General features: G+C 57.7%; 25 protein-coding genes and 1 pseudogene. 12 read left to right on the top strand and 14 right to left on the bottom strand.

The window, feature by feature from the left end; translation table 11 throughout:
• Positions 1-172: 172 nt before the first annotated feature.
• The gene (locus CDO35_RS15735; protein ID WP_243699098.1) at positions 173-1,129 is read right to left on the bottom strand and encodes a GlxA family transcriptional regulator; all 957 of its coding nucleotides are present in this window, start codon (positions 1,127-1,129) and stop codon (positions 173-175) included.
• A 99-nt stretch (positions 1,130-1,228) separates the two neighbouring features.
• On the opposite strand from CDO35_RS15735, the gene CDO35_RS15730 reads away from it, so the two are divergent.
• Positions 1,229-1,996 carry an MBL fold metallo-hydrolase gene (locus CDO35_RS15730; RefSeq protein WP_099525633.1) on the top strand — a complete coding sequence of 256 codons (768 nt, stop codon included), beginning with the start codon at positions 1,229-1,231 and terminating at the stop codon, positions 1,994-1,996.
• A gap of 43 nt (positions 1,997-2,039) precedes the next feature.
• Here CDO35_RS15730 and CDO35_RS15725 read toward each other — a convergent pair whose 3' ends face one another.
• The gene (locus tag CDO35_RS15725) at positions 2,040-2,927 is read right to left on the bottom strand and encodes an AraC family transcriptional regulator (protein WP_099525632.1); all 888 of its coding nucleotides are present in this window, start codon (positions 2,925-2,927) and stop codon (positions 2,040-2,042) included.
• Between the two features lie 133 nt (positions 2,928-3,060).
• Here CDO35_RS15725 and CDO35_RS15720 point away from each other — a divergent pair, with 133 nt between their 5' ends.
• The 3 genes from CDO35_RS15720 (at position 3,061) to CDO35_RS15710 (ending at position 4,684) form a co-directional block, all read left to right on the top strand.
• Positions 3,061-3,804, top strand: a complete 744-nt coding sequence (locus CDO35_RS15720) for an SDR family NAD(P)-dependent oxidoreductase (RefSeq protein ID WP_099525631.1) — start codon at positions 3,061-3,063, stop codon at positions 3,802-3,804.
• A gap of 13 nt (positions 3,805-3,817) precedes the next feature.
• A complete protein-coding gene (locus tag CDO35_RS15715; RefSeq protein WP_099525630.1) occupies positions 3,818-4,219 on the top strand; it encodes a VOC family protein in 402 nt (133 codons plus the stop codon).
• A 69-nt stretch (positions 4,220-4,288) separates the two neighbouring features.
• Positions 4,289-4,684, top strand: a complete 396-nt coding sequence (locus tag CDO35_RS15710; RefSeq protein WP_099525629.1) for a VOC family protein — start codon at positions 4,289-4,291, stop codon at positions 4,682-4,684.
• A 20-nt stretch (positions 4,685-4,704) separates the two neighbouring features.
• Here the strand turns inward: CDO35_RS15710 and CDO35_RS15705 are convergent, their stop codons facing one another.
• Positions 4,705-5,940: an NADH:flavin oxidoreductase/NADH oxidase family protein gene (locus CDO35_RS15705; RefSeq protein ID WP_099525628.1), complete on the bottom strand. Its 1,236-nt coding sequence runs from the start codon at positions 5,938-5,940 to the stop codon at positions 4,705-4,707.
• Positions 5,941-6,019: 79 nt separating this feature from the next.
• A complete protein-coding gene (locus CDO35_RS15700; RefSeq protein ID WP_099525627.1) occupies positions 6,020-6,970 on the bottom strand; it encodes a GlxA family transcriptional regulator in 951 nt (316 codons plus the stop codon).
• A 109-nt stretch (positions 6,971-7,079) separates the two neighbouring features.
• Here CDO35_RS15700 and CDO35_RS15695 point away from each other — a divergent pair, with 109 nt between their 5' ends.
• The gene (locus CDO35_RS15695; RefSeq protein ID WP_099525626.1) at positions 7,080-7,880 is read left to right on the top strand and encodes an SDR family NAD(P)-dependent oxidoreductase; all 801 of its coding nucleotides are present in this window, start codon (positions 7,080-7,082) and stop codon (positions 7,878-7,880) included.
• Between the two features lie 27 nt (positions 7,881-7,907).
• On the top strand, positions 7,908-8,672 hold the full coding sequence (locus CDO35_RS15690; protein ID WP_099525625.1) for an SDR family oxidoreductase: 765 nt from the start codon (positions 7,908-7,910) through the stop codon (positions 8,670-8,672).
• 177 nt (positions 8,673-8,849) lie between these two features.
• Here CDO35_RS15690 and CDO35_RS15685 read toward each other — a convergent pair whose 3' ends face one another.
• Complete coding sequence (locus CDO35_RS15685; protein ID WP_099525624.1) at positions 8,850-9,359, bottom strand: winged helix-turn-helix transcriptional regulator; 510 nt, start codon at positions 9,357-9,359, stop codon at positions 8,850-8,852.
• Between the two features lie 136 nt (positions 9,360-9,495).
• Here CDO35_RS15685 and CDO35_RS15680 point away from each other — a divergent pair, with 136 nt between their 5' ends.
• From CDO35_RS15680 to CDO35_RS15670, 3 genes and pseudogenes are all read left to right on the top strand, one after another.
• Complete coding sequence (locus CDO35_RS15680; protein WP_099525623.1) at positions 9,496-9,792, top strand: hypothetical protein; 297 nt, start codon at positions 9,496-9,498, stop codon at positions 9,790-9,792.
• A gap of 16 nt (positions 9,793-9,808) precedes the next feature.
• Positions 9,809-11,116, top strand: a pseudogene (locus CDO35_RS15675) (DUF1329 domain-containing protein).
• Positions 11,117-11,188: 72 nt separating this feature from the next.
• A complete protein-coding gene (locus CDO35_RS15670) occupies positions 11,189-12,190 on the top strand; it encodes an NADP-dependent oxidoreductase (protein ID WP_166432417.1) in 1,002 nt (333 codons plus the stop codon).
• Between the two features lie 55 nt (positions 12,191-12,245).
• Here the strand turns inward: CDO35_RS15670 and CDO35_RS15665 are convergent, their stop codons facing one another.
• Positions 12,246-12,713, bottom strand: coding sequence for a MerR family transcriptional regulator (locus CDO35_RS15665; protein ID WP_099525621.1), 468 nt, complete (start codon positions 12,711-12,713; stop codon positions 12,246-12,248).
• 170 nt (positions 12,714-12,883) lie between these two features.
• Complete coding sequence (locus CDO35_RS15660) at positions 12,884-13,639, bottom strand: SDR family NAD(P)-dependent oxidoreductase (protein ID WP_099525620.1); 756 nt, start codon at positions 13,637-13,639, stop codon at positions 12,884-12,886.
• Positions 13,640-13,777: 138 nt separating this feature from the next.
• Between CDO35_RS15660 and CDO35_RS15655 the strand changes: the two genes are divergently transcribed.
• Positions 13,778-14,650 carry an AraC family transcriptional regulator gene (locus CDO35_RS15655; RefSeq protein WP_099525619.1) on the top strand — a complete coding sequence of 291 codons (873 nt, stop codon included), beginning with the start codon at positions 13,778-13,780 and terminating at the stop codon, positions 14,648-14,650.
• Between the two features lie 18 nt (positions 14,651-14,668).
• On the opposite strand, the gene CDO35_RS15650 is transcribed toward CDO35_RS15655, so the two are convergent.
• Positions 14,669-15,349: a phytanoyl-CoA dioxygenase family protein gene (locus CDO35_RS15650; protein ID WP_208019968.1), complete on the bottom strand. Its 681-nt coding sequence runs from the start codon at positions 15,347-15,349 to the stop codon at positions 14,669-14,671.
• A 182-nt stretch (positions 15,350-15,531) separates the two neighbouring features.
• On the opposite strand from CDO35_RS15650, the gene CDO35_RS15645 reads away from it, so the two are divergent.
• Positions 15,532-16,017: a hypothetical protein gene (locus CDO35_RS15645; protein WP_099525617.1), complete on the top strand. Its 486-nt coding sequence runs from the start codon at positions 15,532-15,534 to the stop codon at positions 16,015-16,017.
• Positions 16,018-16,064: 47 nt separating this feature from the next.
• On the opposite strand, the gene CDO35_RS15640 is transcribed toward CDO35_RS15645, so the two are convergent.
• Positions 16,065-17,270, bottom strand: a complete 1,206-nt coding sequence (locus CDO35_RS15640) for a YbfB/YjiJ family MFS transporter (RefSeq protein ID WP_099525616.1) — start codon at positions 17,268-17,270, stop codon at positions 16,065-16,067.
• 127 nt (positions 17,271-17,397) lie between these two features.
• On the opposite strand from CDO35_RS15640, the gene CDO35_RS15635 reads away from it, so the two are divergent.
• On the top strand, positions 17,398-18,264 hold the full coding sequence (locus CDO35_RS15635) for a LysR family transcriptional regulator (protein ID WP_099525615.1): 867 nt from the start codon (positions 17,398-17,400) through the stop codon (positions 18,262-18,264).
• Positions 18,265-18,286: 22 nt separating this feature from the next.
• Here CDO35_RS15635 and CDO35_RS15630 read toward each other — a convergent pair whose 3' ends face one another.
• The 5 genes from CDO35_RS15630 to CDO35_RS22815 all read right to left on the bottom strand — a co-directional run bounded on the left by CDO35_RS15630 (position 18,287) and on the right by CDO35_RS22815 (position 25,210).
• Positions 18,287-18,766 (bottom strand): VOC family protein, encoded by a 480-nt coding sequence (locus CDO35_RS15630; RefSeq protein ID WP_099525614.1) that lies wholly within the window; start codon positions 18,764-18,766, stop codon positions 18,287-18,289.
• Between the two features lie 78 nt (positions 18,767-18,844).
• A complete protein-coding gene (locus CDO35_RS15625) occupies positions 18,845-19,645 on the bottom strand; it encodes a PA3715 family protein (RefSeq protein ID WP_099525613.1) in 801 nt (266 codons plus the stop codon).
• Between the two features lie 464 nt (positions 19,646-20,109).
• Complete coding sequence (locus CDO35_RS15620; RefSeq protein ID WP_099525612.1) at positions 20,110-21,354, bottom strand: phosphorylase family protein; 1,245 nt, start codon at positions 21,352-21,354, stop codon at positions 20,110-20,112.
• The gene (locus tag CDO35_RS15615) at positions 21,351-21,812 is read right to left on the bottom strand and encodes a response regulator (RefSeq protein WP_099525611.1); all 462 of its coding nucleotides are present in this window, start codon (positions 21,810-21,812) and stop codon (positions 21,351-21,353) included. The genes CDO35_RS15620 and CDO35_RS15615 overlap by 4 nt, the downstream gene beginning before the upstream one ends.
• A complete protein-coding gene (locus CDO35_RS22815; RefSeq protein WP_143507342.1) occupies positions 21,809-25,210 on the bottom strand; it encodes a hypothetical protein in 3,402 nt (1,133 codons plus the stop codon). Before CDO35_RS22815 ends, CDO35_RS15615 begins: the two co-directional genes overlap by 4 nt.
• Positions 25,211-25,878: the final 668 nt, after the last annotated feature.

Genomic DNA, 25,878 nt, shown 5'->3' with positions numbered 1-25,878 from the left:
ATACGCCTCGTTAGCAAGCTTATTAAACCGGGAATTTTGCAAAGGACTGTTCCTTTAATGCAACGAACGGCGTAATTTTCGTTTGGTCGTTTCCTCTCTGGGACGTTTTGAATTATCTTGAAATATTTGGCGGTGATCTGGCACCGAAAACACTGGTTCCGGTCACCCTGAATTACTGACGCCCATACTGCTGGCGATATTGCGCAGGTGTCAGCCCGGTCAGGGCCTTGAACATACGCCGCAGATTGGCCGGGCTACTGAAACCCAATTCAGCGCTCAAGGTACTTAGCGGCGACGAGGTCATGGCCAGGCGTTCGCTGAGTTGGTAGAGCTTGATGCGCCGCGCATAGCTCGCCACTGGCTCACCGGTTTGCGCGCTTACCTTGCGCGCCAGGGTGCGTTCGGACATCGCCAGTTTGTCGGCCAGCGCCTGCACCGTCAGTTGCTCGGCAGGCGTTTGCTCGATCAGTGCATGCAGGCGGCGTAATAGGCCCACGGGCTGCTGCATCAGGCTGGCGCCCTGAAACGCACTGTGCGGGACGGCCGGACGGGGCAGCACCATAAGCTGACTGATGTCCCTGAAGGACTGCTCACTGAGGTGTCGCTCGATCACCCCCTGAGCGATGGGCAAGTAGCCGTTCACTCCGGATGCAGTGGCTACGCCCACGGCGAACACGCAACTGCTCTCGCTCTGCCAGCGCACCCGCGCGAAGCGTTCACGCATCGCATCCGCCAGCCACCAAGTCACCGTTGCCGCCTGGCCGTTCAAGCGGCCGCTGGCCGCAAGCAGGCCAACGCCGGTGCAGTAACTCCATAGCTGCACGCGTTTACCGACGGACGACAGCGCTTTGATCAGCGCGACATTGTCAGCCAGTGCTGCCTCTGCCTGCTCCGCCGACTCGGCCCAGAAGCCCGGAATCAGCAAAGCATCGAATTCACGCGGATCGAGCGCGGCGCTCGCCTGCAGGCTCATCCCATGGGCGCATGCCACTGGCCCGGCACGCTGGGCGATATAGCGAGCCTCGAACAGTTGTCGTCCACTTCGGCGATTGGCCGCGTGCAGCAGGTCGGCGAAGGCGAACAGCCCGGCCGGCATGCAATCGGGATACAGCAGCAAACCAACGCGCATGAGTGGATGGCCTGAAATGAATCGAAGATGTCCAATACTGCCATTATTGCCCTGAAGCCGGATAGGCAGCATGGGCCCCTCAGAACTCGAGGGCTTTTCATGAAGATTCAGCAGCTGCGTAACGCCACCATCATCGTCGAGTTCGGCCAGCACCGCGTTCTGGTCGACCCCATGTTGGCTCGCCAAGGCGCCTTGCCACCGCTGCGGTTGTTCGGCGCCCGTCAGCGTAATCCGCTGGTCGAGCTGCCAGTCAGTGCTCGCACCGACTTGGAGTCGGTCACCCACTGCCTGATCACTCATTGCCAGAAAGGCCATTTCGATCATCTGGATCGTGCAGGCGTGAGATGGCTGCGCGAACGCAAGATTCCGGTGATCTGCACGCCACATGATGTGGACTACCTGGCGCAGCGCGGCCTGAACGTCCGGCCGCTATTGCCGGAACATGAATTCCCCGGTCCGTTTCTCGGCGGGCTTATCCGCACCATCCGCTGCACCCATGGCCGGGGTCTGGTGGGGCGCCTGATGGAGCACGGTGTGGGTTTTCTGATCGAGATACCGGGCGAGCCAAGCCTTTATCTGGCCGGCGATACCCTGCTCACCGACGAGGTGCGCGCCTGTGTACGCGAGCACCGTCCAGCCATCAGCGTGGTACCGGCAGGTGGGGCGCGTTTCGACCTGGGTAGCGACATCATCATGGGTGTCGACGAGGTGATCGAGTTCGCCCGCTTGAGTGGCAAGGTAGTCATTGCCAATCACCTGGAAGCCATCAGCCACTGCCCGGTCAGCCGTGTGGGCTTGGCCGAGGCCGCTGCCCGTGCGCAGGTCGAGTTGCTGATACCGCAGGATGGTGAGGTGCTGGAGTTTTGAACTCGCCAGGCCGCGTTTGTGCAGTCGCCAGGCCAGCAAGTGATTAGTCCGTTTTCATCTGCTGGACAATTCTTGCCGTATCCCTGCCCGGTGATACGCCGAACTCGCGGGTGTATTCCCGGCCAAATTGGGTCGGGCTCTCGTAGCCCACCTCATGCGCTGCGGCGGTCACGCTACGACCAGCTGTAAGCAGGAGTGTGCGTGCTTGCAGCAGGCGGATCTGCTTTTGGTATTGCAGTGGGCTGAGCGCAGTGACGCTTTTGAAGTGTCGGTGGAAGGCCGACACGCTCATGGCGGAGCGTGCGGCCAGTTCGTGTATACGCAGCGGCTGGGCGTAGTCCTGGCGGATTCGCTGAATCGCCGTATTGATCCGAGCCAGTGCGCTATCGGGAGAGACGATGTCGTGCAACATCCAGCCCATCGGTCCCTGCAGCACGCGATAGAGAATCTCGCGTTCGTAGGCTGGGGCGAGTGCAGCGATTTCTTCTGGACGTTGCATCAGACGCAGCATGCGCACCCAGGCGTCCAGTAATTCGCGGGTTACCTTGGCAACGGAGAAGGCCTTGTGCTCCTGGTCTCGCCTGAGAGGATCAGGCAGATCGTACAGCAGGTCGGCAATGACCTTGGCATCGAGTGACAGGGCGACTGCCAGATAAGGCGCGCCGGATTCATCGGCATGTACGCGCCCCGCAGCGGGTAGGTCTACAGACATCACAAAATAGGTAGCGGGGTCGTAGTGCAGCGTCTTGCCGCCAATGGATATCGACTTGCTGCCGCGCAGTATCAGGTTGACCATGGGGTCGTAGACCGCTGCCAACTGGTGCTCGGGTATTTCGCCCTGAACCATGGCTACGCGCGGAATACCCGTATCAGTGCGTCGATTCTCGGCGTGAGCGGTAAGTTGGCGTAGTTCTTCGAGCTGATCATTCATGCCGCCATTTGAGCCTGGCTTGATTGTATTCACAAGACAAAAGCAGAAATAGGCTGGAATCTGCCAGTAATGGTTGGGTGCTATCCGAGCCAGTTCCCTATCGTTTGCGCATCCAAACGAGGGAGCTATCGAGATGAACACAGTCGTCATTACAGGTGGAAGTCGAGGCATCGGTGCCAGCACGGCAATCGAATGCGCCCGTCGCGGCCTGGGTGTGATCCTGACTTACAACGGACACCCACAGCGTGCTGCCGATGTTGTTGAGCAGATACAGGCTGAAGGTGGCAGCGCTGTGGCGTTGAAACTCGACGTCAGTGCGATGGACAGCTTTCAGGCATTTCGCGATGAGGTGGTGGGTGTCCTGGCCCGCAAGTTTCAAGCAGGTGAACTGGTGGGGTTGGTCAACAACGCCGGCTATGGACTGTTCAACCCTATCGAGAGCGTCACCCAGGCGCAATTCGACGGCCTGCTGAACGTGCATCTGAAGGGACCATTTTTCTTGACGCAAACCCTGCTGCCTTTGCTGCAGGAGGGGGCAAGCATCGTCAACGTCACCAGTGCAACCACCCGCGTGGCGACAGTAGGCGTCGCGCCTTATGCCGCCTTCAAGGCAGGGCTGGAGGTGCTCACGCGCTATATGGCCAAAGAGTTCGGTGAACGCCGCATTCGCGTCAACGCCGTTTCCCCGGGGCCTGTGCGTACTGAATTGGGCGGTGGAATGAACGCAGAGTTCGAGGCCTTGCTCGCGGGTCAGACAGCCCTGGGACGCATCGGCGAACCTGAGGAGGTCGCACGTGTTATCGCCATGTTGCTGACAGCCGACGGCGCTTGGATCAATGGCCAGTCCATCGAAGTGGCTGGCGGTTACATCATCTGAACGGAGTGGCGAAATGCTCGATCATATTTTTCTTTCGGTGAAGGACGTCGATGCCGCGGTGTGGTTCTACTCACAGGTACTGGCTCCGCTCGGTATCCGTAACCGGCTCGATTACGACGGTAAGAGCGGCCCGTCTGGGCATCCTGATCTCAAGGGCTTCGGTGCAGATGGGCGAATGTTTTTCTGGCTGCGCGAGGGCGCGGTCGACAACCGGGCCGTGCATGTCGGTTTCGTTGCTGATAGCCGGGATGCTGTCGATGCTGCATACGCTGCCGCGTTGGCCGCAGGCGCCAAGGACGCCGGCGCGCCTGGTGCTCGACTGCACTACGACCCTCGCTACTACGCCGCCAATGTCCGTGATCTGGATGGCTATAGCCTGGAGTTCGTCTACAAGAGTTGGCAACACGGGCATTGATCGAGAGAGGCGCACAAATGATCGCTGGGATCGAGCGGCGCTAGAAAATCCATGAAGGAGGACGTATCGATGAGCATTCTTGACCATGTCGAACTCGCCGTGAGGGATGCTGCGGCGTCCTGTCGATTCTACGAACTTGCCCTGGCTCCCTTAGGTATGAAGAGAATCATCACCGTAGGCCCCGAACGCACTCGCACCGGTGGAACCAGGCATGGGCTCGGTGTGGATGGCTACCCTTGCCTCTGGCTTCACGATAAGGAAGAGCCAGGCAAAGGCAGCCACATCGCTTTTAAGGTCGACGAGCGAGCACTGGTCGATGCCTTTCATCGCGAGGCGCTGAGGGCAGGTGGTCGTGATAACGGTGTACCTGGCATCAGGCACCGCTATCACGATCATTACTACGCCGCTTATGTCTTCGACCCCGACGGTATCAACGTCGAGGTCGTTTGCCAGAAACCTGAATAGACGTACTGCTCGGTTGTCCTTCAGCTCGCCTGTCGCCGCGCCATCCAGCGCCGATATTGGCGAGTGCGGAAGATGTCTTTCACCTGCTGCGTCACCAGTGCCCACAGTGGGGATACGCCGGGCTGGGAGTCCCGGCCCTGGCTAAGCTGGTGCAACTGGTACTTGACCACTGCCATGTTCGCCAGCGAGGCCAGTACCTTGTTATTCCAGGTGATTGGCGGCAACTGAGGGGCACTGCCAAGGCCGAGCTGCCAGTCGCGTGGCAGGTTCGGGGCGATTGCCAGAGCCGTGCCGATGCCGACCATCTCGATGCCGCTATCCATCACCTGCTGTGCAACCGGTGCACGGCGGATGCCACCGGTGACCATGATCGGCATGCTCGCCACGGCGCGAATCTCACGGGCGAATTCCAGAAAGTAGGCTTCGCGCGCCAAGGTGCGGCCGTCGCGAGCCTGGCCCTGCATGGCTGGCGCCTCGTAGCTACCGCCGGACAACTCGACCAGATCCACCCCCAGGCCGTCGAGCAGGCGTACCACCTGCTGCGCGTCCTCGGCGCTGAAGCCGCCGCGCTGGAAGTCCGCCGAGTTGAGCTTGACCGCCACGGCGAAGCTCGGCGACACCACTGCACGCACTGCCTTGACGATCTCCAGCAGCAGGCGTGCGCGGTTTTCCAATGTGCCGCCCCATTCATCGTTGCGCTGGTTGCTTAGTGGCGAGAGGAATTGGCTGAGCAGATAGCCATGCGCAGCGTGGATTTCCACCCCGGTAAAGCCGGCCTGCTCGCCCAACTGCGCGGTGCGAGCGAAGCGTTCGATCACTTCTTCAATAACCGCCGGAGTCATTTCCTGCGGCGTGGCGAAACGCTTGGACAGATTGCCCAGCTCCAGTGCTACGGCCGAAGGCGCCCAGGTCGGCTGGCCCAGGTTGGCTTGCATCTGCCGGCCGGGATGGTTGATCTGCAGCCAGAATTGCGCGCCCTTGGCGCGGCCGACGCGTGCCCAACGCTCGAAGCGGGCCAGTTGCGCGTCGTCGTCCAGTACCACGCCGCCGGGGCCGGTCATGGCGCGGCTGTCGACCATCACGTTGCCGCTGATCAGCAGACCCGCGCCACCGTCGGCCCAGGCCTGGTAGAGGCGAATCAGGTGCTCGGACGGTGCGTGGTCGGCATCCGCCATGTTCTCTTCCATGGCCGCCTTGGCGATGCGGTTGGGAATGGTCGAGCCGTTGGGCAGGGCAAGGGGATCGAACAGGTTCATGGGCGCTTTCTCGACTGAAGGTGCAGCGACCTTAACTTTAAAGTTCACTTTAATGTCAATGGCTGTTCGTGTGCTTCGCTCAGGCCTTCACGCCACGCACATCGCGGCGTATCGCCTGGGGCGGGATGCCGAAGCCGCGAATGAACACCTCGCGCATATGGCGGCGATCGCGAAAGCCGGTTTCCTTGGCGATCACGTCCAGCGAATGGCGGCTCTGTTCGATCATTACCCGCGCCGCTTCCAGACGCAGGCGCTCGATGGCCTTGGCCGGAGATTGCCCGGTCTCAGCGGTAAACACACGGGTGAACTGGCGTGGGCTGAGGTGCACGGCTTCGGCCAGTTCCTCGACGCTAAGCGACTTGTGCAGGTTCTGCCGGGCGTAGTTCAGCGCGTTCTGGATACGGTCGGATTTCGGCGCGAGAGTGAGCATCTCCGAGTGTTGCGACTGTCCGCCCGAGCGGCGCTGGTGCATAACCAGTTTGTGCGCCACCGAGCGCGCCACTTCAGGGCCGAGATCCTTTTCCACCATGCCGAGTGCCAGATCCAGGCCAGCGGTCATGCCGGCAGACGTCCATACGTTGCCATCGATGATGAAGATGCGATCGTCCTCGACGCTGATCTGCGGATACAGCCTTTGCAGGGCGGCGCCGTAGGCCCAGTGGGTGGTCGCGCGGCGGCCATCGAGCAGGCCGGCCTGGGCCAGCACGAACCCGCCGGTGCAGATGCCGGCGACGCGGCGTGCCTGCTGTCCGGCCTGGAGCACGAAAGTCAGGGCGGCCTCACTCGGTGGCGTTTCCAACGGCTTGTTGACCCCGGCGATCATCCAGGTGTCGGCCAGGCTGGGGTTGTTCAGCGCGCGGGTTTCGATACCCAAGCCCAGGGACGAGCGCACGATGCCGCCCGCCACGGAGAAGAATTCGATGGAATAGAAGGGCGTCTCGGCAACGACGTTGGCGTACTCGAAGACGGTCTGGGTGGCCAGCGACAGCACCTGGAAGTCGTCGGAGAGCAGGTAGCCGATTCTGTGCATGGTGGGTCTCGTATCAGGCGTGTCCTAAAACATGACTGTATACGTCATTTAGGTCTTTGCCCATCCTCGCCATCATGTGTCCCAAGCCCACCGTACTTGGAGACACACCATGAACACCGCATCGAAAGGCACCGCACTGGTCACTGGCGCATCCTCGGGTATCGGCGCCCTGTATGCCGAGCGCCTGGCCCAGCGCGGCTACGACCTGATACTGGTCGCCCGCAACCGTGAACGCCTCAACGACCTTGCTCGCCGCATCACCGACGACACCCAGCGCGTGGTCGAGGTGCTGCAGGCCGACCTGGGCGACGCCGCCAGCCTGGCCACCGTCGAGGCCAAACTCAAGCAGGACGCGAGCATCACCCTGCTGGTCAACAACGCCGGCATCGGCACCCACACGCCGCTGCTCGATAGCGATGTCGGCCTGATGACGCGGATGATCGACCTCAACGTGACCGCGCTGATGCGCCTGAGCTACGCGGCTATCCCCGGCTTCGTCGAGCGCGGCAACGGCGCCATCATCAACATCTCGTCCATCGTCAGCATCGCCCCAGAAGTGCTCAACGGCGTGTACGGCGGCAGCAAGGCCTTCGTCACCGCCTTCAGCCAGTCGCTGCACCACGAGCTGGCCGACAAGGGCGTGCGCATCCAGGCAGTACTGCCGGGCGCCACCGCCACCGAGTTCTGGGACAACGGCGGCCTGCCGCTGGAACACCTCGACCCGGCCATTGTGATGCCGGCCAGTGCTCTGGTCGACGCCGCGCTGATCGACTTCGATAACGGCGAACTGATCTCCATTCCCTCGCTGCACGACGCCAGCCAATGGCAGACCTACGAGGCGGCGCGCAAGGCCATGTTCAACCAGCTTTCCACCAACCAGCCTGCGCCGCGCTACAGCGCCCAGTGTTGATCGACCCCTCATGACAGGAGCAGCACCATGAAACTCAGCGGCAATACCATCTTCATCACTGGCGGCACCTCGGGCATCGGTCGCGGCCTGGCCGAAGCCTTCCATCAACGCGGCAACAAGGTGATCATCGCCGGCCGCCGCCAGGCGCTGCTCGACGAGATCGCCCGCGCCAACCCAGGCATCGACACCGTGGTGCTGGATATCAACGATGCGCAGCAGATCAAGCAGGTGGCGCAGCAGGTGATCGAGCGTCACCCGGATCTCAACGTGGTGATCAACAACGCCGGCATCATGCCGTTCGACGATGCCGCCTCGGGCGACCTCGACGACGCGAAGGCAGTCGGCTTGGTGACCACCAACCTGCTCGGCCCGGTGCGGGTCAGCGCGGCCTTCGTCGAGCACCTCAAGCGCCAGCCGGATGCCACCGTCATCAACAACAGCTCGGTGCTGGCGTTCATCCCGATTGCGGTCACCGCGCTGTACTCGGCGACCAAGGCGGCCATCCATTCCTACAGCCTGTCGCAGCGCTTCATGCTACGTGACACCAGCGTCAAGGTGCTGGAGATCGCGCCGCCATGGGTCGACACCGATCTGATCCACAAGAGTGGCGACCCGCGCGCCATGCCGCTGGATGCCTTCATCGCCGAGACCCTGGCCAAGCTGGAGACAGCGACCACCGAGGTAATCGTCGACGGCATCACGGCTCTGCGCGCCAATGTCGGGCCGAACGAGCACGCGCTGGTGAACCAGTTCAACCAGTCGATCATCGACAACCCCATCCCCGTTGCCTGACCCGGCGCCCGACCTCATCACCAGGTCGGGCGTTTTTGTGCATCTCTGGGGGCTTCATGCAGAGCCCTATTGCTGCATCAGATCGCCTCTCTGCTGTTTCTGTTGCTGGCTTTCGTCAGCCTGCGCTTTTCCGAGTGGAGCGCTCGTGTGCAGATGATCGCACCGGGGTTGAGCTGATCAGCGGCTGGCCGCTGCCTTCTGCTGAGCGGCCTGGCGCAGCTTGTCCAGGCGCTCACGTGTCGTCTCATCCGCACCTGGGCCGACGACCAGGCCGAGGTCTTTCAGTTCGAGTGGCTCGCCGTTGATATCGGCCAGTTGTACCGGGGCCAGCGGCGCTCCGGTCTTGCGGTTGACGGGGATCAGCGGCGCGCCCTCGGCCAGCGGGTTCCACGTATCTCCCCACTGCAGCATGGCGATGATGATCACGTGCAGCGCTCGGCCTTTCTCGGTCAAGGCGTATTCGGTGCCGCTGCCAACGGCGTGTTTCACCACGATGCCGTAGTCCTGCAGCAGCTTCAGGCGCTTGGACAGGATGCCCTTGGAAATCTCCAGGTTGCGCTGGAATTCATCGAACTTGGTCGCGCCCCAGAGCAGCTCGCGGATGATCAGCAGGTTCCACCAGTCGCCCAGGACATCCACCGAGCGGGCCACCGAACAGTTGCGATCCTCGAAGGTAACTCGTTCCACGTAGGGGTCTCCGGTTAGGGGCAGTTCGCAGCTGCCGACAATAAAGCGGTTGACAGGTTTCATGATAGCACCTAATTTCTCACTGCATGGTTCTGTAATAGAACCTGTCATCGAGTGTCCTACCGAGGTCTATCCCATGATCAAGCAGCTTCTGACTGCGACGGCTTTTTTCGTCGTCGCTACTGTGCAGGCCGAACCCCACGGCAACTGCGTCACCAATGAACTGGAAGACCGCCTGATCACGGCGGATCTCGCGGTCGCTGTAGGCAATTGCTACTTGGCTCGCGCCAGTGAGGAAAGCCAGGCTGTGGCAGCGCTGGAATACGCCCACAGCTGGTTCCTTCAGGCGCAAGCGCTGGGTTCCAGCCAGGCTCGCCGGGGGTTGGATCTGGTCGAGAACAAACTGGCGCAGGCAGGGCAGGCTCATGACTAAGCACATCGTGACATCGATGTTGTTGGCCACCATGGCTGTCACTGCCAACCTCGCGTTAGCAGACACGTTCACGCCGCTGGGCGCTGAGGCAGGCGCTAATGCCGACGGTTCCATTCCGGCCTGGACCGGTGGCTTCAACCGCGGCGTGACCTGGAGCGATATCGGCAAGCAGTTCGTCGATCCGTTCGCCGATGACCCGGTGAAGTTCTCCATCGACGCCAGCAACCTCGAGACCTACCGGGACAACCTCACCCCGGGGCAGATCGAACAGCTGCGCCGCAATCCGGAGGGCTATCGCCTGGACGTCTACGAGACCCGGCGCACCGCCAAGTATCCCGAGCACGTTTACGCGGCTGCGTAAAAGAATGCGGATACGGCCAGGTTGGTGCCCGGCGGCAATGGCGTGCTCGATTATCAGGGCTATTACCCCTTCATCCATCCCAAGAGCGGGGTGGAGGTACTGTGGAATCACTTCATGCGCTATCGTGGCGGAAGCCTGCTGCGCACCCATACTCAGGTAATCACTCAGCCGAGCGGTTCCTTCAGTGAAGTCCAGCTCGAAGACCGCGCGGCCTGGCCGGAAAACCTCAACGGTTTCGACCCGCTCAGCGACGCCAACATCATGATCTTCTCGACACAGAAGGTGACCGCGCCGGCGCGCCTGGCAGGCAATATCCTGCTGGTCCAGGAAACCATTGATCAGGTCAAGGAACCGCGCCTGGCCTGGCTCTACAACGCCGGACAGCGTCGTGTGCGGCGAGCCCCGCAGGTCGCCTATGACGGCCCCGGCACCGCTGCCGATGGCCTGCGTACCTCCGACAACTACGACATGTACACCGGCTCGCCGGATCGCTACGACTGGAAGCTCGAAGGCAAGCAGGAAATCTACATCCCCTACAACAACTACCGTCTGACCAGTCGTGAGTTGACCTCGGCCAAACTGATCGAGAAGGGTCACCTCAATCCGAACTACCTGCGCTACGAGAAGCACCGCGTGTGGAAGGTGGTCGGCACCCTCAAGCCGGGCACGCGCCATATCTACGCCAAGCGCGTGTTCTATGTCGATGAGGACACCTGGCAGATCGCCCTGGCCGAGCACTACGACAGCCGTGGTGTGCTGTGGCGATTCTCCGAAGGCTTCCACGTGCAGTACGACTACGCCGACACGCCCTGGTACGCGGGGGAGGCCATCTACGACTTCAGCAACGGTCGCTATCTGGTGTTCGGCCTGACCTACAACAGCGCGCAGCCCATCACCTTCGGTTTCAAGGCGAGCAAGTCGGAGTTCGTGCCGGCTGCGCTCAGGGCTCAGGGGATTCGCTGAGCTCGGCCGCGTCCGATCATTCGGTGGCGTTGTTCTGCGCCACCGTTCACGCAATGAACCCAGGTGATTTCAATGAAAGCCTTTGTCATCGAACGATATTCAAAGCAGGAGCCCGTGCGACTGGTCGACGTGCCGGAGCCGACTCTGGGCGAGCAGGACGTGCTGGTGCAGATTCACGCAGCCAGCATCAATCCGCTGGACCTGAAAATTCGCAGCGGTGCGCTCAAGCGGATCCTGCCGCTGCGCCTGCCATTAGTACTGGGCAACGATCTGGCCGGGGTGGTGACGCAGGTTGGCGCCAAGGTGCAGGGCTTCAAGCCGGGTGATGAGGTCTATGCCCGCACAGATACCCGTCGCATCGGCACCTTCGCCGAGTTCATCGCAGTGGCTGAATCCAACCTCGCCTTGAAACCGGCCAGTTTGAGCATGGAGGAGGCCGCCTCGATCCCCCTGGTCGGCCTGACCGCATGGCAGGCGCTGGTGGAGAAGGGCCAACTGCGCAAAGGGCAGAAAGTCTTCATCCATGCTGGCTCTGGCGGTGTCGGCACGCTGGCGATCCAGCTGGCCAAGCACCTGGGCGCATATGTCGCGGCTACCACCAGCAGCGCCAATGTCGCGCTGGTGAAAAGCCTCGGTGCGGATCTCGTCATCGACTACAAGAAGGACGATTTCGCCAAGACGCTGCGTGACTACGACCTGGTGCTGCACAGCCTGGGCGACGAGGAACTGGCACAGTCCGTGAGTGTGCTCAGGCCCGGTGGCCAGCTGATCACGCTGTCCGGCCCGCCTGACCCCGCGTTCGCCAGGAGCGCCGGCATGCCCAAGCTGCTGCAACTGATCGTGGGGCTGCTCAGTCGCAAGATTCGCAAGCGGGCTGCACAGCGCCGGGTCAGCTATGCCTTTCTGTTCATGCGCGGCAGTGGCGAGCAGTTGGCCAGGTTGGCTGAGTTGATCGACAGCGGCGTGATTCGTCCGGTGGTCGACAAGGTCTTCCCGTTCGAGGCCACCGACGAGGCGTTGGCCTATGTCGACAGTGGTCGAGCGAAGGGCAAGGTGGTGGTCAGGGTGCGATAAACCTGGTGCAGGCTGACGCAGCGTACCGGCCTTTCGGCGGTGCGCGTGGCGCGCCCTACGAAGTGACCCCTTGTGCGCGCTTGCTGTTCTTGCCGGCGCGCTTGGGTGTCTCGCTCGGCTCGCCCAGGTTCATCTTCGACAGCACTCGTTTGGCGTTGGCGGCGCAGTCGAGGTCGTCCGGTTTGCTTTCAATTTCGTCGATCAGAGCCAGCAGGTGCGTCTTGCTCTGGGCCAGGCGCTGTTCCAGTGCCTCGATGTCTTTCACTTTTGCTTGCAGGGTGTCGAGCAGCTTGCCGTGTTGCCATTGCGTCAGATCCTGCGGCAGCAGCGTGCGCAACTCGTCCAGGCTGAAGCCGGCTTGCTGGGCCGTGGTGATAAGGTTGAGCACCATCACGGCTTGTTCCGGGTAGCTGCGATAGCCGTTGGCCTGGCGCTCCACCAGCTTGAGCAGGCCGATGCTTTCGTAGAAGCGGATGCGCGAGGCTGCAAGGCCGGTGCGCTGCGCCAGTTCGCCGATTTTCATGTCCGTGCTGTTCTCTGCGACAGGTGATCAGGTTAAGCCTAACTTTAACCTTCAGTTCAGGCCATGTGTCTGCGCCATCTGTTGGCGCAGCCCTGTCTGCGCAGAGGTCGGAGCCATGCAGGCGCGGCTGTCCACGCCTGCATGAGTTTCGTCTTCGTGCCGTTCAACGCTTAGATCGTCTGACCGCCGGATACCTCGATGCGTTGAGCGTTGACCCAGCGATTCTCCTCATCGAGCAGGCTGGCGATCATCGGGCCGATATCGTCCGGCACGCCCACCCGGCCAAGCGCCGTCATGTCCGCGAACACCTTGTTCAGGTCCGGCATGTCGCGTACGGCGCCGCCGAGAAAGTCCGTCTCTATCGCGCCGGGTGCCACGGTATTGACTGCGATACCCCGGCTGCCCAGCTCCTTGGCCAGGTAGACGCTCAGCACCTCTACCGCCCCCTTGACGGCCGAGTAGGCCGCAAAGCCCGGGTAGGCGATGCGTGTCAGCCCAGAAGAGATATTGACGATACGAGCGCCATCGGCCATCAGCGGCAGCAGTGCCTGGGTGAGGAAGAACACCCCTTTGAAGTGTACGTTCACCAGTGCGTCGAACTGCGCCTCGGACGTCTCGGCAATCGAAGCCATGTCCCCGTGCCCGGCGTTGTTGACCAGATGATCGAAACTGTCGCGCTGCCAGGTGTCGCGTAGCGCCTGGCGCAGTCGCTCCACGAAGGCAGGGAAGGTGGTGACATTGCCGGCATCGAGTTGCAGCGCGACGGCTTTGCGCCCCAGTGCTTCGACTTCGGCGACCACGGCCAGCGCGGCATCGGCCTGGCTGTGATAGGTGACGACGACATCGCTACCCTGGCGAGCGATATTCAGGGCGGTATTACGGCCGAGGCCACGGCTGGAGCCAGTTACGATGGCGATCTTGGTCATGGTAAAAACCTCTGTTTGGTGAAGGGGCTTTCATTGTGTGAGCCGTGGGGTAACCCCGTCCTTACCGAAACCTCGACGCTTTTTGCCTATTTCTCCAAGGGTGAATAACGTGCCCATGACCCGCCTCAGGAACCACTGATGAGCACAACGCTGCTGGAGGTCGTTCGCGGCTATCTGGATCAACATGCCGATGCCAATGGCCTTGCCCAAACGCCCATTCCAGGCCTGACCATCATCCGTACGCTTCAGCCCAGCGGGCTGGATTACGCGATTACCCGGCCGCTTGCCTGCCTGGTGCTGCAGGGCGGCAAGCAGGTCATGATGGGGGCTCGCACGTTCACCTTCAGCGCGGGTGATTCGTTGTTGATCACGGCCGATGTACCGACAGTCAGTCAGATCATCGAAGCGAGTCCCGATGTCCCGTACATCTCGCTGGTGATCGACCTCGATCCTGCACTGCTCACCGAGTTGATGGAGGAGATGAAGGCGACTCCGATTGCGGACGAGGCGCCGATAAAGATCGAGCCGACCGACAGCGAAGTAGCCGAAGCTGCGCTGCGCCTGATGCGTCTACTGGAACGCCCGGCTTCGGCAGCGGTACTGCATGCCTCGCTGGTGCGTGAACTGCACTATTGGTTGTTGGCCGGGCGTCACGGCTCGGCAATTAGCCGCCTGGGCTGGCCGGACGGCCATGCGCAACGCATCGCGCGGGCAGTGAAGGTGCTGCGCACCGAGTTCACCCGGCCGCTGCCGGTGGAGCACCTGGCGTCCGTGGCGGGCATGAGCACCTCATCCTTTCATCAGCACTTTCGCAAGCAGACGTCGCTGACGCCGCTGCAATTTCAAAAGCAGCTGCGCTTGATCGAGGCGCGTCGTTTGATGACAGGGGAGGGCGCCACCGCCAGCAGTGCGGCGTTCGCGGTGGGTTACGAAAGTGTGTCGCAGTTCAGCCGGGAGTATCGTCGGCTATTCGGTTTGCCGCCGGCGAGAGACGCCAGTGTTGCCTGCTGACACGGGTAATCGCTTTGCTCACACCTGCCTCAAGGCAAAATCCGCAGGTTCGAAGCGCTCGCTCGCGTCCATGCGAATCCCCCGTAGGCTGCGTGTCTGCAGATAGGACACGTACAGTGGTTCGGCGAAGTAGCTGATCAGGATCGAGCGGCGCCGCATGCCGAGCCGGTTCAGGCTGCCGGCGTGCACCAGGTCCACATCGAACACCAGGATATCGCCGGCCGCACCCGCAAGCTGCGCTGAGCGGGACTCGTCGTTGAAATCAATTGGTGGTTCGCCCGGTTGTGGGCGATGGCTGTTCGGGACGATGCGGGTGGCGCCGTTGCCCGGGCCATAGTCATAGAAGTAGACCATGGCGTTGGCGATATCGCCGGGGCGCTGCGCCGACAGATCGCGATGCAGGCGCTGATGACCGCCTCCAGCCAGTGGCTCGCGGCCCTCCACCTGAGCGAGGAAGAAACGTTCGCCGATCAACTCGCCGACCACTGCCAGCAGTTGCGGCAGGCGGCACACGGCCTGAATCATGGCATCGTCATCCAGCAGTGAGTGATGCCAATCGGCGCCGCGCGGTACCGGCCACTGATCCGAGGGGGTGATGCCTGCATCGAACACGCTGCACAACCGATCCAGCCACCCTACAGGAACCGCCTGGCGTAGCAACGCATAGCCATCCCGATGAAGTTGTTCGCGGTCCGTCATGGTCAGGCTCTCGTCATCCATGCATCCCGAAGAAAACAGGTGGAAGTCGAAGAAGCAAGCCCGTTCTTCAATGCATGACTCTGCGTCTGCAAATTCAGCCGCAGGCCATGACCAAGACTGAATACAATGGCGCCTGAACTTTCCGCGCCATGCACATGGCTGTACCGAACGAGGAACGCCCCATGGCCTCCCCAGACAAACAGAAGAAGCGCGCCCAACGGGCCAAGACCAAGGCCAAGCAGAACCGCATGGGCAAGCCCAAGGCGCAGGCCAATGTCGTCCACCCGATTCTCGCCAACCCGCTGATCAATGAGCCGTTCGATGATGTCGAGCTCGACCTGAGTACCTTCGATTTCAAGGACATCGAGGAAAACGGCTTCGACCCCGCGCACTTCGATGACCTGTTCCAGGCGATGAAAGCCGGCGAGGGCATCAGCCTGCTCGCTCTGTGCCTGATATTCCTGCAATACCCGGTGCTGGAACTGGTGGTCGCCGAGGAGTCGGAAGAGGCTGCGACCGATTTCATGATGGGCCTGCTGATCGTCTACCGTGGCATCTTCCACGATGAGGACGAAGACGCCGCGATCGCCTGGATCGGCAGCGACGCCTTCCAGAGTGCCTATAACGAAGCGTCGCTGATCCTGCAGAAGAAAAACGCCTCACGCTGAGCGCCCCTCGTTTGCTCTCTCGGCCCTGTATCGCTCAGGGCCAGTCGCTAACCACTCATCCCGGCCCGCTGACGTGTTGCATTGCGGCTGCCCAGCAGTGCCGGTAGTTCTAGCAGCAAGGCCAGCAGCACTGCGCCAATCGCGACCGTGAACAGCAGGCGATAGTCCTCCTGACTGGCGGAGAACAGCGCCGAATAGGCATAGCCGGCCAGCGCCTGGAAGGTGGCGAAGGAGATGGTAGCGCGGCTCCAGGTGGCGTTCTGGCGGGCATGGCCCTCCACCAGTTGATGCACGCGCGCCAACGCCAGCGGCACGATGCCGGGTGGGAAGGAGCCGATCACCAGCACGGCGGCGCCAAGCACATGCAGGTCACGACTTTCCACCAGTACGGCAAGGGCCATGGCCTGTATCAGCAGGACCAGGCGTATCGCGGCGCGGGCACCCAGGTGGTCGGCCAGGTAGCCGTATACCACCGGGCCGACGATGGCACCGACGCCATACAGCGTCCAGATCAACGCACTGCTGTGGCTCCCTGCGCCCAGGCCACGACTGATGTAGTCAACCAGAAACATCATCGGCGCCACCAGGCTGGTCGCCATCAGCGCGTACTGCGCGAACAGCAAACGCACTCCACCTGCGCTCTGCGCTGGCGCATGCGGGGCGGCGGGTTGTGGAGCATGGGCGAGGTCGTCTGGCCAGCCGCGCCAACTGCTCAACGTCAGCAGCAGGGCGACAACGGCCAGGCCGATCCAGGTGATTGCCAGGCCTTGAGCCAGCAATACCGGCACCAGTGTGCCGGAGCCGGCGATGCCCAGGCCCAGACCGAGGAAGATCGCGCCGCTGGCCAGCCCACGTCGACCTGCTGCGACATGCGGCAGGATGCTGCTGGCGGCCAGCACCATGATCACGCCACCGGCGATGCCCGAGAGCAAACGCCAGGAGAAGAACCAGGCCACCGACAGCGGCCAGGCGCAGGCGAGAAACGCCAGGCTGACCAGTAGCATCATCGCCCGCAATACGCCGGCGCTTGAGTAACGCGCGGCCAGCGGCCGGCCGATCAGCGCACCGACGAGATAGCCGGCCAGGTTGGCGGCGCCCAGGTAGACCACTGCCGAGGCAGAAAACCACTGCGCCTCGATCAGCGATGGGATCAACGGGGTGTAGGCGAAGCGGGCCAGGCCGATGCCCACCAGGCTGGCGCACAGGCCAGCCCAGATCGGCATCCACAGCGAGCCCTGTGTGTGGCTGTTCATGATCGTCCCCTGAGCGTCCGGCGGACGCCATCGAATGAGATGGCACGATCATAGTAGGCTTGACTGAAGAAATAACGCAGCGTTATTAACGTTCACCAATGCAAAAATGCATCAGAGAGAGCCTGCGATGAACTGGGACGACGCCCGCGTATTTCTTGCCCTGTGCCGTGAACAGACCTTGCGCGGTGCGGCTCGCGTACTGGCAGTGGATCAGGCCACGGTCGGGCGCCGGCTCGCCTCGCTGGAGCAGTCCCTCGATGCCACTCTGTTCCTGCGCACGTCAGCCGGCTACAGCCTGACCAGTGCGGGAGAGCAGGCGATGAAGGCGGCGCAGGACATGGAGGCGGCGGCAGCCGATCTACAGCGCCGCATTCTCGGCATGGACGAGCGCATGAGCGGTGAAGTGCGCATCACCACCACCGACTCCTTCGCCGTCGACTTCATCATGCCGGCCATTGCTGCGCTGCGCCTCGAACACCCTGGCATCGAGGTCAAGCTGCATGCTTCAACGCAATTGCTCAACCTCAACAAGCGCGAGGCGGACATCGCCGTGCGCAACCTCAAACCGGACAACCCCGAGCTGATCGTGCGTCGGCTCGCTCGTTGGAGCAGCGCCGCCTTTGCCTCGGCGGACTATGTCGCCGCGCGCGGCATACCCGAGCCGGGCGCCGCCTTCGCCGGTCATGACCTGGTGCTCTATCAGCCCTACCTGGACAGTGGGCGCGAGGTCACGCTTGGCGCCGAGCCGATCACCCACGGGCGTATCGCCATGACCTGCACCTCGAGTTTGATGGTGCGCCGAGCCCTGGCTGCCGGCATCGGCATTGGCGAGGTGCCGCTGCCTCTGGGCCTGCGCGACGGTCTGGTGCGGCTATGGGCGGATCGTGAACACGCGCCCTATGACATCTGGCTGGTCACCCATCGGGACGTGCGCCACACCGCGCGGGTTCGGGCAGTGATCGATGCCATCGTCGCTGCTTTCGCTGCGCTTTGACGGCACGCCTCGTGTTCCGGCATCAGCCCTTGAGCGCCGCCTCGATCCTGGCGATGTCGATCTTGCTCATGGTCATCATCGCCTCGAAGGCGCGCTTGGCCGCCGCGCGGTCGGGGTTGGCGATGGCTGCGCTGAGGATGCGCGGAGTGATCTGCCAGGAGATGCCCCATTTGTCCTTGCACCAGCCGCATTCACTGGCCTGGCCGCCGTTGTTGATGATTGCGTGCCACAGGCGATCCGTCTCGGCCTGATCGTCGGTGGCGACCTGAAACGAGAAAGCCTCGTTGTGCTGGAACACCGGGCCGCCGTTGAGGCCCAGGCAGGGAATGCCCATCACACTGAACTCCACCGTCAGCACATCGCCCTGCTGGCCAGAGGGATAATCGCCGGGAGCATGGTGGACGGCCAGCACGGCGCTATCGGGAAAGGTCTTGGCATAGAAGGTCGCAGCCTCCAGCGCGTCACGGTCGTACCAGAGGCAGATGGTGTTCTTGCTGGTCATCCTGAGTCTCCCACTGTGGGTTGAGACTCAGGAGTCTAGACGGCAGTGGGGCGCTGACTTGTTCTTGCCTGTTCGTCGTTACTGCTGCGGCTCTCTTGTCCAGAACATCGAGAACTGATCGAACGGATAGCGCTTGCCGTCATAGCGAACGGTGGTGCTGACCCTGCGTAGCACCGGCTCCTGCCAGCCTGCACGAACTTGAGCGGTTACCACCAGGTCGGCGTAGCCATGGGCTTGCTTCGGCCCAAGGCCCAGCGTCAGGTCAGCCTGCTCCGACTCGAAATCACCATCCAGTGCGCAGGCCACGCCCTTTACCGTCGTCCACGAATACAGATAGGTGGCAAACACCGGCCTCAGCTGAGGCCCGTCCGGCACCAGCAGCGTCAGCAGGTCATTGGCGCCGGCATCCGGACAGCTCGCCCCGCGCGCGACACTGCGCACCACCACGCCGAAGGCGCGAACGCCTGGTGCAAGGTGATAGCGCGCGGTATCCAGCCAAAGACTGTTTGCATCGATTTCCAGCACGGCATCTTCGCCAAGGTAGTCGTCATGGCGTTCGCGCAATTGCCCGCTCTGCGTGTCCACCTTCGCCACCAGCCAGTTGAGATTGCGCTCGCCCGCTGGTGTCGCGTCCTCGGCGTCACGGTAAGCCAGGGTCACCACGGATAACGCCGGATCATCCGGCCAGGGCTTGCAGGCAGCTGCCACCAATTTCCCGTCGCCGCGCCCGCCAGGGGGCGTCCACCCGCGCTGTCCCAACTGGGTGGCCAGTGAGTCCAGCAATGCTGCGTCGCAAGGCTGTGGCTGGCGCGTATCGGCATGCGCGAGAGGCAACAGGCAGAGCGCCAAGGCGGGGAGGATGCTGGGTAAACGGTCCATGTTGGTGAGTCCTTGTTCGACCCCATTCGTCTGAGCGGAAACCTCAGGTGTGGGGTGTGGCGATTTTACGCTGAAAGGAGGGGGCGTGGCCGGAATATTTGGGAGCTGCTATGACTTAGAGAGGTCAGTCTGCCACTAAATAGATCCTCCCATTACTCCTGTCGTGTGCCTGACGTACTATTGAAGAGACTCTTATGCGATTCTTCCGGCACCTAAAATCAAGGAGGTCAGGGATGCGATGATGGAGAGTCGTAGCCTTATTATTGCTGTGGGTTACTTCTAAGCAGGGGCGTTATTGAACAGCTGCCTACAGCTCTCATGCAGGATCTTGAGGCAACACCCTGAAGCGCCCTTATACATCCAACGCAAATTAGCAGCAGGGGCATACGGCAGCTGCTTCGCGTGCGCGCGGTTTAGCCCCCGCACACGAGGCAACCTTGCCCCTCCACTAACTTATGCCTAGCCTATGCAGGCTCATGCCTAGAAACGAGACATTCAAGAGCAAACTCATAAAGAAAATTTGCACTTACATATGCTGCGTAGTCATGGAAGTCGTCTGCTTTTTTAGAGTCACCAAAATCGCATACGGATTTCATAGAAAAGCAGCGAGGTTTGGGGGCATTAGAAAACTCACACGCGGTAAATACCGAGTAGCTCTCCATTTCGATTCCGATAAGATTTTTATGACGCTCTTTAGCCTGTTCCATCATTTGAAGTGCCTGCAGAACAGAGCTACCACTTCCCATCGCACCAACCAAGACAGAGGGGGGCTCAACGGGCTTGGAGTAATGGAAACCTTTCCAAAGTTTATCAAGAACTTCGGTTTTGTCAGCTAAGGCTCTAATTTGCGCCCTAAGAGTATCATCCAGCCGTCTCTGGTAGAGTGCTGGTAGGAACTTCAGCTCCCCAGACTCCTTGTCCGCGGTCCATTTCCCGCTTCCAAGATCGAAACACGGATCTGCTACCAAAATATCACCCATCTTGGTTTTACTGTGGACACCCGCGCATATCCCAGTAATGCCCAGATATTTTGGACGAAAAGTATGAATTAGCTTGGCTGCAAAAACAGCAGCTACAGGCATTCCCATTTCAGGTGAGGCTGTAATTACAACATCTAATTCCTTATCGCCGCGCTGAAATTTACTTCGATAATACCTTGCGTCGTCATGCGCAACTTTTATTTCTTCCCACGTCACAGGCAAATTTCTAAGGCTGTTTAATTCTTCCTCGAGTGCCACGTAAATACATAGATCGACATGATAGTTTTTACCATCCGCAGTAAACGGAGGCTTGTTATTTTCATTTAGATACTCAACAGCACCTTTGATGGTGGCCTGCCATCCCAGCTCATCATAAGAAAAGTCAAGAAAACGCCAAAGCGGGAAATTGAACTCTTCTGCAGCAGCTCGCACACCATCACTGTAAGCACTCATTCCAATTATATAGGTTGGTTTGATCACTCTTTCATTGTTCTTTATATGATCGAGTAGCTCCAAACCCATGCCAACAGTTGGCCCTGATATAGAGTTTATAGGGATGTTTACGTCTAATATTACTAATTGGTACTTGTTGGCTTGCAAATATCTTTTTGCAGCATTCAAGTCATGAGCAAAATCAATATTTGACTCAATCATGCCCTCTGCGCTATTAACTGCTTGACTGATAAGTCGCCGCTTTTCCTGCTCATCTTCAACAATAAGAACTTTCACGCAAATTCCCCTTGTAATCTCTTAATTAAATCGTGCAGTTTGCTTTGCCAGTCGAGACTGGCTTGACCAAAATAAACACTTCCTAAAAATATATTTGGGAACTCGCTTAGGCATGTTTGAGATATTTCACCAAAAGACATCTCTTCAATGCCGTCCCCGAACTCGGTCAGTTGTGTGATTACGATCACTTTCGTTGCTAGCTCTTTCAAGGCTAACTTTCTAAGAAGGTCATATCCACCCAATGGCCGCAGCCGACCTTCTCTTCTATTAGGTTGGCGGTCAAATGTTGGCAAGGCCATGTCAAGTATAACTAAGTCGGGCACCTTTAATTCGCAAGCTCTTAAACCGCTATTGAAACTTCCAAAATTTCTCAGTTTGGCTTGAGGAAGAATAATTGATAGATAGCTTTCAATTTTCCCTAGCTTTAGCAGATCATCTTCGACAATATAAATATTCATATAAAGTCAATATTCTCAATGATAATTTGCGCGGTAAAAACACGGTCTTGCTCTTGGATTTTTAAAGTATTTGGCTTCTTTATGTCGAACTCCATAATTCGCCAGATCTTTGACAAGCCAGAACCGCCCTCAGTACCTGCCTTAGTCAAACCAGCACCTGTTCGGTAGCGTTCCAAGGATTCAGCGATATTGACTTTGAGATTTTCCAAATCTACGGAGAGACCAACAGGGTTTTCCACGGTGATGGAAAGGGTGTTATTTGTAAACCCGAAAGCCAATTTCACCCCTTTCAAATCTTTCTCAACGCCACCATGAATAATAATATTCTGAAGAAGTATAAATAGCGTCTCAACCAAGCCCGACAATAAGCTCCCACATACTTTTTTGTTTTCCAGATAGTCGACAGAGGGAATTAGCTTGTCATTTGTATAGCAGTTCGCTATTTGCTTAAGAGCTACAGCTACCACCATATCCATGTCTATCTCATCTGGATGTGATGTTTGCGGCCTGTTGAACCAACCTGAAATATCTTCTAGAGTCTTCTGAAAGCGCAAGCGCGCATCAACCACTTCTTTTTCAACGACAGCAAATGCATTGTCACCGAGTGCTGGTCTTAAGCCCTCTAATATTGCATCAAATCCCTGGTATATCTGCTTGGCTAATACATCAGCGAGGTGCTGTTTGAGAACTTTTGTTGAACTATCTGTCAGTAGCCATGCGATTGAAAAGAACTCGCTTATAAAGTCGTCATAATCTGAGATGTTGTTCATTCTCTCCATGGCTTCGGATCTAATATTGTCCGGTAACATGAAGCTGAAAAGGCCGGAAGGTGTTATGTCTGAATCAATACGAAAATAATCAGCTAAATACTTTTCTATTAGTGACTCAACTTTTCGAGTGAATCTCGTGAATGCCACTTGCACAAGGTCTACAGATTCGCTATGGCATGACATTTTATGACGAAGTGACGGTGATAGAGTGTATCCAGATTCAATTTTTGGACTGATCACATTAGTCAATGCAGTTCGTATATGACCTTCAAATACCCCATGCCTTACTGCGGTTGATAGATGAGTATCTAAACCATAAGCCGGGTGCGCAGCGAAAGCATTCAGAAACTGATAGATCATTGTATTAAAAAGTGATTCAGCTTCTGATGCAGGTAATTTAATATTTTTAAATCCTGAATTAACATCCTTCAGCATTTTTTCCAGGGCTTTCGCAAGTTTTTCCGCCTGCGTGTTGAGAGATGGAGAGTCCCTCAAAATCAAATAGCGCCGAAATGTTTCCTTGAAAGAAGGGGCTAAATAGTTACGTAGACCATCCTCATCAACATACACTTTACTTGATTGAAATTGATGCCAAATAGTTGCAATGTTTTCGTTTCTGGTGATGTCTTTGATTTCGGAGGCATAAATCGATTTGTTGGATGGCTCTAGTTCCGTCAGCCACTGGCAAATAGCAATACGCTCCTCTTCAATCTCTTCTACGGAGTTATAAGCACTGCTGTCATCTAATATCCTAGAAACACAGACATGTCTAAGAAAGTAGATAAGCATTCTTGGTTCGTATTGAAAGTGCTTTCCCGCTAACTCGGAGGGCTTATTTACATCGGCCTGAAAAAGCACATTCTCACATATGTCTGAAAGTTTTCTTTCCCACTTGGAGTGAACGTTCCTGGCAGTAAGGTGTATCAGTATTGCGGTATGGATATTCGAGCGAAGCGTTTTAATTTGCAATGCTGCACTTGAAAGCTCGGCAAGAGGATACAAATGCGCTACATTTTTATTTTCAACACAGTGGCTAACCACCAACTTAACGGCTTCTTCTATTTTAGCCTGAGAAAACACAGAGCCGAAGAGATATGACTTCACTCGGTCTTTAGGGAAAGACATGGCAGACTCTAGCGCTTTACGATAGTTACGCTCCGCCTCAGAATATATTTCTTGTCTAAAAGCCAAGTGTCCAATATAAACGTCACGCCTGTATCTCGGTATATCTAAACTCGAAATGGCGGATGAGCCGTCTTCAAGGTTCAAATCCATGCATCCGAATAACTTTACACAGTTGTACTCTTTCTGAATGTCAGTAAGATCTACGCTAAAATTATTGTTTAGCTCTTTATACATGCTCCAGTTTCTTGGGTTTGCTAGGGACGCGTTTATTAGCGCTAGGCGGGATTTAACACTTGCGACACCGTCAAATTTTGAGCTATGAGCTTCAGATAGAAAATTTGAAATATTAAGGGATAGAGGTAATGAAGGGGATAACATTGCGATTTTGCCAAGCCGACTTCGAGTTTTTATCACATCACTGGAATAAGAAATCATTTTTGCCATCAGCTCAGCGGCTTCTCCGAAGAAGCTCAGGGCTTCAGAGTTATCGGCTCTATTTTCATATGTCTTATTGTAAGCAATCAACTCTATCATTTCTGGTTTGTGGTTGAAGTATAAGCCATACTCCCCTAGAGCATAATGCTCATAGGCTTTTAGCTCTGTAGTCTCAGGTTTAATAGGAGTGTCAGAGCTGATTTCGACTAAATTTTGAATGGCTGTATCTGGTATCCAAGACGAGAGCTCGAGTACCTCTCCAATTTTACGATTGTTTAACCCATGTATGGCGACATAAGTTTGCAACATGGCAATATGCGCCATCAATCTATCGACTAGCGGTTGAGTCTCTTCAACGCATTGAACCACTGCGGTACTTTCTATTTTATCTAAGCTTGCAGGCATAAGGTGATATCTAAAGTAACTGGCAACTTCTCCAGGAAATTCCTCTAGTTCACTATCTATCTCAGCGGAAGTTACACTCTCCTCGCTTCTTAGACTCACATGATAAGAAATGAGAGCCCCGTGCACAGTGAAGAAATCTGTGCTCAATAGATTTTCAAGATAGTCTTTTTGCTCCTTCAATCCGTAAAGTAACTGTAGTACGCAAATTTTGTTCTTTAACAGCCAAATGGACTGTCCAAAGGCTTCTTCTATTTTTACCAAGCTTTCTAGTGCGCCTTCAAACGCGCTTTTTAAAAACAGCTCCTCGAACTCTTTCTTTGCTGCCATGAATTCGCAGAGTTTTTCTTTAAAAATTGAAAGCACAGCTGATGTCCATATCAGTTCGTCCAAATCTTCAAGCATATACATCGCATATATGCCTTTTTTCATTTCGGATATGGCTTGAGGGAACTGGGTTGGTGCTATTAACTTTAAATAAAGAGGTGTTCCTTTAATTTCCTCTATAATTTTTGGAAAGAGAGAGCTGTCTGTAAGGGTCCGAGCAATGCTCAGGCCATGTCGGAGCGAAGGAGCCTGTTTTTTTCCTGACTTTGAATGGCTGTGGATTGCCCTGACAAACTGCTTGGATGTATTTATCTTGTACTTTTGGCGGCCAGCACTCATTGAGTCGTCAATCCTCTATGCTTAAAATTTTTATTGCCCATAAAAGCAGCAAGTATTTACATTTTTTCACACAATATTTATTTGCTATCACTCTGTCTAGTAGCATTGAGCATTCGCTCGATTGGTCCTTAAAGTTTGACCTAAAAACGTAGACTAGGAATCTTCACTCGATATGGGCTGCCGCGCGTGAAGCGAGGGAGCATTTCCCTCACTGGGCGACTATCCGCGCCAAGGAAACGTAACACCTACAGCGGAGAGGCAGGCAGCCACAGCGAAATCAAACTGACTCCGCGAGAAATCTGTTCCAGTGATCCTGGCTCACCATTCTTCGTCAATTCGGTCTCGGCTGATATCTATCTTAATTACCAACGGCACATCACTTCTTGAGATCGCTCGTCTGAGAGATTCAAAGACCTTCGGGAATACTGACGTCCATAAGTTCATACGTTGAGCGGAGATTTGGGGCTGTGAGCTTAACGTCAGGAAATTTGCTGAACGTCCAGCTGCGTCCAGGCGACGGGCTCCTGATTCCTAAAACGAACGGCTGCTTCTGGCCGATTGCTGCCTGTCACCCCAAGTTCACCCACTCAACCCGTCTACTGCCAGCACCAGTAACATGGCCGGCATTCACCGTGCCCGTCAGGTCCTGAAACGGGTTGAGCGACACA

The sequence above is a fragment of the Pseudomonas sediminis genome, assembly GCF_002741105.1.
Taxonomy (GTDB): domain Bacteria; phylum Pseudomonadota; class Gammaproteobacteria; order Pseudomonadales; family Pseudomonadaceae; genus Aquipseudomonas; species Aquipseudomonas sediminis.
This window is presented reverse-complemented; position numbering and strand designations above follow the sequence as displayed.